Source organism: Pseudomonas sp. GW823-FHT02F05, assembly GCF_058797315.1.
This window is the reverse complement of sequence record NZ_JBXAJM010000036.1, coordinates 25183-29494: the sequence shown is the minus strand read 5'-3', so window position 1 is coordinate 29494 and position 4312 is coordinate 25183. Positions and strand designations below refer to the sequence as shown.

4 protein-coding genes, 1 tRNA gene and 1 pseudogene are annotated in these 4312 nt (G+C 57.8%); all 6 read left to right on the top strand.

Annotation, left to right across the window (positions count from 1 at the left end):
* Nucleotide 1: 1 nt before the first annotated feature.
* Nucleotides 2–77 (top strand) — tRNA-Glu (locus tag AC1RAC_RS27520).
* A gap of 183 nt (nt 78–260) precedes the next feature.
* Nucleotides 261–800 carry a TetR/AcrR family transcriptional regulator gene (locus tag AC1RAC_RS27515; protein ID WP_054898574.1) on the top strand — a complete coding sequence of 180 codons (540 nt, stop codon included), beginning with the start codon at nt 261–263 and terminating at the stop codon, nt 798–800.
* A gap of 15 nt (nt 801–815) precedes the next feature.
* Nucleotides 816–1649 carry an alpha/beta hydrolase gene (locus AC1RAC_RS27510; RefSeq protein WP_054898573.1) on the top strand — a complete coding sequence of 278 codons (834 nt, stop codon included), beginning with the start codon at nt 816–818 and terminating at the stop codon, nt 1647–1649.
* Nucleotides 1650–1687: 38 nt separating this feature from the next.
* Nucleotides 1688–2122, top strand: a complete 435-nt coding sequence (locus AC1RAC_RS27505) for an acyl-CoA thioesterase (protein ID WP_020300953.1) — start codon at nt 1688–1690, stop codon at nt 2120–2122.
* A 55-nt stretch (nt 2123–2177) separates the two neighbouring features.
* A complete protein-coding gene (locus AC1RAC_RS27500; protein WP_054898571.1) occupies nt 2178–3143 on the top strand; it encodes a tRNA dihydrouridine synthase in 966 nt (321 codons plus the stop codon).
* 612 nt (nt 3144–3755) lie between these two features.
* Nucleotides 3756–4312 (top strand): annotated as a pseudogene (locus AC1RAC_RS27495) (hypothetical protein); the annotation flags it as partial.

Below are 4312 nucleotides of genomic sequence, written 5' to 3'. Positions count from 1 at the left end.
TGTCCCCTTCGTCTAGTGGCCTAGGACACCGCCCTTTCACGGCGGTAACAGGGGTTCGAGTCCCCTAGGGGACGCCACGATTACCCGCTCTGCGGGATTTTTAAGGGTCATTCAATTATTGAATGGCCCTTTTGTTTGTCTGGCGTTTGGCCAATTCCCTCCTTTATCACCCATTTTCTGTTCTGACCGGCGGTCGTGCTTATCGCTTGCCAAATATTATTATGGTAATAATATTCAACCCATGAAAGACGGAGGCTTCGATGAGCGATAAAAAAGCGCAAACCCGCGAACGTATTTTGCAGGCTGCCAGCGCGGCATTGATCCAGCGTGGCCCGGCTGAGCCCAGTGTGGGCGAAGTAATGGGGGCGGCGGGGCTGACAGTCGGCGGCTTCTACGCGCACTTTGAAAGCAAGGACGCGCTGATGCTGGAAGCGTTCAGCCAGTTGCTGGCGCAGCGTCGCGCCTCCATCGATGACTTGGACGAACAACTGACCGGCGAAGAGCGCCGCACGTTGGTCGCAGCGTTTTATCTGTCGCGCAAGCACCGCGACTCCACGACCCAGGCCTGCCCGTTGCCCGCGACGGTGGGGGAGATGGGGCGCTTGCCGGACGCTTTTCGCGAGGTTTTGAACGAGCACGTCGAGTTGATGGCCGCGCAATTGGCCGGCAGCCCCGAAGATATCGACAAGGCCCTGGCGGACATGGCCTTGATGGTAGGGGGGCTGACCCTGGCGCGGGCACTCGGACCCGGCGAGTTATCAGATCGGGTGATACGTGCGGCCAAGTCGGCGGTACGCTGAAAAAGGGGATGCAAGATGGGCGCATTGACCTGGGTTCGTGGTTTCAATGGCACGGTGGGGCGCCTTGCGCCGCATGCGGTCGCCAGCAAGATGCGTCGCACCTTCATGACCCCGCGCGATCTGCCGCCGCGTGACTGGGAGTTGCCGCTGTTGGCCCATTCGGAGCGCATCACTCTGCGTTTCGGCCTGTCGGCATTGCGTTGGGGGCATGGCCCGGCGGTGCTGCTGATGCATGGCTGGGAAGGCCGCCCGACTCAATTCGCCAGCTTGATCACGGCGTTGGTCGACAACGGCTATTCGGTGATAGCCCTGGACGGTCCCGCTCACGGCCGTTCGCCAGGGCGTGAAGCTCATGTACTGCTGTTTGCCCGCGCCATGCTTGAGGCGGCGGCCGAGCTGCCGCCGCTGTATGCGGTGGTCGGCCATTCCATGGGCGGCGCCAGTGCGATGTTGGCGGTGCAGTTGGGGTTGCGTACGCAGGCATTGGTCAGCATTGCCGCACCGTCGCGCTTTCTGGATGTGCTACGCGGGTTCACCCGCATGGTCGGCTTGCCGCCCCGGGCGCGCTCAGCCTTTATCCAAGAGGTGGAGTTGAGCATGGGCATGCCGCTCAAGCATCTGGACGTGGCCCACTACCAGTTGAACATTCCCGGCCTGATCGTGCACGCCGAAGACGACACCTTCGTTCCGGTCAGGGCGGCTCAAGCCATTCACGAAGCCTGGTTCGACAGCCGCCTGCTGCGCCTGGAGCAGGGTGGCCACCAGAAAGTGCTCGCCGACCCGCAGGTCATCGACGCTGTACTTGCCCTATTGGCCGGCTGCCGTCTACAGGAGCGCCAAAGCGCCTGATACACTGCCCCGCCGACATCAATCGACTGGAGCAAGGCATGGGCTGGGATTTGGCAACGCCGTTCATCATCGATCTGCAGGTTGCGGCTGAGGACATCGACGGCCTGGGGCACGCCAATAATGCGGTGTACGTCTCATGGCTGGAGCGTTGCGCCTGGCGCCATTCCCAGCGCCTGGGGCTGGACCTCACCGAATACCGCCGCCTCGACCGCGCCATGGCCGTGGTGCGCCATGAGATCGACTACCTGGCCGCAGGCTATGAGGGCGATGAGTTACAACTTGCCACCTGGATCGTCGATTGGGACCAACGCCTGAAAATGACCCGTCGTTTCCAGCTTGTGCGCCCCCGTGACGGCGCGACCCTGCTGCGTGCGCAAACAACCTTCGTATGTATTGAGTTGTCCAGCGGCAAGCCCAAGCGTATGCCCGCCGAGTTTATTGAAGGTTACGGCCCCGCCCTGACAGGGGGTTAACGGTTGCCGCAGGAAACCCAGTAAACTGCGCCACGATTTTTGTTGAGTGTTTTCCATGCAAATTGCTTTGGCGCCCATGGAGGGGTTGGTCGACAACATCCTGCGGGACGTGTTGACCCACGTGGGCGGTATCGACTGGTGCGTGACCGAGTTCATCCGGGTCAACGACCGCCTGCTCACACCTGCCTATTTCCACAAGCTCGCCCCGGAACTGCTGCACGGTGCGCACACCGCTGCGGGCGTGCCGTTGCGTGTGCAATTGCTGGGCTCCGACCCGGTTTGCCTGGCGGAGAACGCCGCCTTGGCCTGCGAGCTGGGTTCGCAAGTCATCGACCTGAACTTCGGCTGCCCAGCCAAGACCGTCAACAAGTCCCGCGGCGGTGCGGTGCTGCTCAAGGAGCCGGAGCTGCTCAACCAGATCGTCGAACATGTGCGCCGTGCCGTACCTGCCCATATCCCGGTGACCGCCAAGATGCGTCTGGGCTTCGACAGCCCGGATGGCGCGTTGGTGTGTGCAACGGCCCTGGCAGAAGGTGGTGCGGCGCATATCGTGGTACATGCGCGTACCAAAACCGATGGCTATAAGCCCCCCGCCCATTGGGAGTGGATCCCGCGTGTGCAAGACGTGGTGAAGGTGCCAGTGTTTGCCAATGGTGATATATGGAGTGTTGAAGATTGGCGGCGGTGCCGGGAAATCAGCGGCGTAGAAGACATCATGTTGGGACGCGGCTTGGTCGCGCGGCCTGACCTGGCCCGGCAAATCGCTGCTGCGCGCGCTGGCGAAGAAGTAGTGGAGATGACCTGGGCGCAGATGCAACCCATGCTCCACGAGTTCTGGCGTCAATCGGTAGCCCAGTTGACTGAAAAGCAGGCGCCGGGCCGTTTGAAGCAATGGCTGGCGATGTTGACGCGTAATTACCCGGAGGCGGTCGAACTGTTTACGGCCCTGCGTCGTGAAACCGCATTGGAACAGGTTAGCCGCTTGCTTGGCATGCCTCACCCACAACCGGCAACGTTATGAGTTGTAACGCTTCAATGTCCGTTGATGGTGGGTGCAACATTATTTGAGTCGGCGTCCTGTTTCAAAAAATGCCCCATATTGAGAGATATGGGGCATTTTTTTGTTTGTTGGGATTATCTATGGCTGAACTTGACGCCCTTTATAGAGCGCTCGCAGTTTGTTCTCACATAGGTTGAATGTTGCTCGGTAATAAACAGGCACGTTATAGGTTTTTTAAATTCAAAAGTTTCTCTGTGTAAGTTTATTTATAAATATATGTCTTCGGTGCGTGGTTCTGGTTGTGTCTTATATGTTCGCGCGAAATATCAAAGTTGGCGGTTACGCGGCGTTTTGAATTGTATCGACAAGTTGCGTTTCAGGTGAGTTATTAATCTGTATTTCTGCCACGCACACATTCGGGGGCGGCAAATCGAGGTGTTCTTTAAAAAGCACGAGGCAAAGTCTGAAAATTTGGTTTGGTTTCTTTATATGACGCGCGATTTTAGGAACTGGTCAGCGTTAACTCCCACAAATTAGCAGCTGTCAGGCAGTGTTGTTGCTTGCAGTTCATTAAGGCTATTGCTTCCCTGGCCATTTAACGGAGTCAGGTGGCGCCGATTAAGGAGTTTATGAATGTCTCTATCTGTCAATAATTCGCCCTTTGTCAAAGTTGATACATCACCTCTGAGCGGGCAGTTGCCGACCCCGTTGAAAGTCGACATGCAACCTAAACCTCCGACGAGCCATTTCAACCTCAACCCCGCATCTGCACGCAATGAAAACAGTGAGGTCATGGTGAGTGCGACGGCGCTCACCAGAGTATTTGACATGCTCGAGCAGTTCTTCAAATCCATGCGGGAGATGCTTTTGGGAAAAAGTGTTACGCCTGATCTGGAGGCAAAAGACCAGCCCGTGAAGCCAGCTACAACTGATCAAGCGGTGAAGCTGAATGCAAAAGACCTGCCGGTGAAGCCAGGTACGACTGATCAAGCGATGAAGCCGGATGCAAAAGACCTGCCGGTGAAGCCAGGTACGACTGATCAAGCGATGAAGCCGAATGCAAAAGACCAGCCGGTGAAGCCAGGTACGACTGATCAGTCGGTGAAGCCGAATGCAAAAGACCAGCCGGTGAAGCCAGGTACGACTGATCAGTCGGTGAAGCCGAATGCAAAAGACCAGCCGGTGAAGCC

Excerpts from the sequence above, each read along its gene's own strand:
- AC1RAC_RS27510 (WP_054898573.1), top strand. The coding sequence starts at position 816 with ATGGGCGCATTGACCTGGGTTCGTGGTTTCAATGGCACGGTGGGGCGC.
- AC1RAC_RS27515 (WP_054898574.1), top strand. The coding sequence starts at position 261 with ATGAGCGATAAAAAAGCGCAAACCCGCGAACGTATTTTGCAGGCTGCC.
- AC1RAC_RS27500 (WP_054898571.1), top strand. The coding sequence starts at position 2,178 with ATGCAAATTGCTTTGGCGCCCATGGAGGGGTTGGTCGACAACATCCTG.
- AC1RAC_RS27505 (WP_020300953.1), top strand. The coding sequence starts at position 1,688 with ATGGGCTGGGATTTGGCAACGCCGTTCATCATCGATCTGCAGGTTGCG.